Annotated in this window: 2 protein-coding genes; one reads left to right on the top strand and one right to left on the bottom strand. The window is 68.4% G+C overall.

Annotated features, from left to right (window positions below; translation table 11 throughout):
• On the top strand, window positions 1–345 hold a 345-nt coding region (locus MBTS_RS23575; protein WP_210322929.1), incomplete at its 5' end, for a hypothetical protein.
• 270 nt (window positions 346–615) lie between these two features.
• On the opposite strand, the gene MBTS_RS22900 is transcribed toward MBTS_RS23575, so the two are convergent.
• Window positions 616–1,362 (bottom strand): YebC/PmpR family DNA-binding transcriptional regulator, encoded by a 747-nt coding sequence (locus tag MBTS_RS22900; protein ID WP_018041971.1) that lies wholly within the window; start codon window positions 1,360–1,362, stop codon window positions 616–618.
• Between the last annotated feature and the right edge of the window lie 330 nt (window positions 1,363–1,692).

Below are 1,692 nucleotides of genomic sequence, written 5' to 3'. Positions count from 1 at the left end.
GGTGGGACGTCCTGCCAACGCTTCGGTGATCGGGACCTCGTTCAAGTCCAGAAGAACGTCGGGCAAAACCGCCGGTGTCTTCTCTTTACGGTGCTCGACGGTCATTCGCGCCTGACGCTATGGGATGACGCGACGCATGCAACGTCGGCCCGCATCACCGGACTTCATTTACGACCCGGGCGGAGACACGAGCGCAGTATCGTCGCATGGATCGGGGGATGGATGCGGATGTCGTCGTTCCATACCCGTCCGATCGAAGACGAACCAAACCACGTTCGCCTGCCGCCCGACGTCCCGTTCCGGTCCGCGATTTCCCCGCAGCGGTCGGGCGACACGCCACCATGACAGTCCTTCCGGCCGATCCCAGACCTCTGCCCGGTCCGACGATCACGGTCGGGCCGACCTGACGAGGAGAGGCGGCGGGGCGATGCCTCGCGTCTGAGCCGTCGCGCGCGGAGACGAAGGCGTGTGCATCCCCTCGCCCCGCACGCGGGGAGGGTGAATTCCCTCCTCGGTTCGAGGGCGAGGCCATGCACGATCGCTCTTCCCCGACCCAATTCGGATCGATCCGTCTCGGGCAATCCTCAGATCGAGAGGAAGGGTAACGGTGGCCCTTCAGCCTTCGAGCTTGGCCACCAGCGCGTCGGAGAGCGCGAAGTTGACGTAGACGTTCTGGACGTCGTCCTGGTCCTCGATGACCTCCACGAGGCGGATCAGCTTCTCGCCGGTCTCGTCGTCGACCTCGATGGTGTTCTGCGCCTTCCAGACCAAGGCCGTGCGGCGCGGTTCGCCGAACCGGGCCTCCAGCGCCTTCGAGACCTCGCCGTAGGAATCCTGGGCGCAGGTGATCTCGTGGCCGTCCTCGGAGGAGCGCACGTCGTCGGCACCGGCCTCGATGGCGGCTTCCAGCATGGTGTCGGCATCCGCCACCGAGGCGTCGAACTCCACCACGCCGACATGGTCGAACATGAAGGAGACGGCCCCCGTCTCGGCGAGGCTGCCGCCGGACTTGGTGAAGGCCGAGCGTACGTCGGAGGCGGTGCGGTTGCGGTTGTCGGTCTGCGCCTCGACGATGAGGGCGGCGCCGCCCGGGCCGTAGCCCTCGTAGCGGATCTCGTCGTAGCTCTCCGCGTCGGCGCCCGAGGCCTTCTTGATGGCGCGCTCGATATTGTCCTTGGGCACGTTCTCGGCCCGGGCCGCGATGATGGCGGCGCGCAGGCGCGCGTTCATCGCCGGGTCGGGCATGCCGAGCTTGGCCGCCACCGTGATCTCTCGGGCGAGCTTGCCGAAGATCTTGGAGCGGACCGCGTCGACGCGGCCCTTGCGGTGCATGATGTTCTTGAACTGGGAATGGCCGGCCATGGCGTGACCTTGGATCGATACGGAGGTGGAACGGAGGGGCACGCATACGTCGCCGCAGCGGCATTTGGCCGGGTTATAGGCCGGGTCCGCCCACGGAGGCAACGCGAGCGCGCCCGCCGCGTTGGCGGGACAGGGCTTTTCCGACCCCGGCGGATACGAACATGGCGACATCCCCCCGAGACGACGGGGCCGGGCGACCCTGGTGGCGCCTCGCCCTCACTGCCGGCCTCGGTCTTCTCGCCGGGGCGACGCTGTTCCCCCGGCCGGCGAAGGGGGTCGGCCCGCCCGCCCGTGCCAGGCCGCCAACCCCGCGTGGGTGCCGACGCCCCC

It is taken from the genome of Methylobacterium bullatum (assembly GCF_014845095.1).
GTDB lineage: Bacteria > Pseudomonadota > Alphaproteobacteria > Rhizobiales > Beijerinckiaceae > Methylobacterium > Methylobacterium bullatum.
Note: the sequence above shows the minus strand (reverse complement) of the source record. Positions and strands in the feature narration are given on the sequence as shown.

Coding starts and splice junctions, on each gene's coding strand:
- MBTS_RS22900 (WP_018041971.1), bottom strand. CDS start 1,362: ATGGCCGGCCATTCCCAGTTCAAGAACATCATGCACCGCAAGGGCCGC.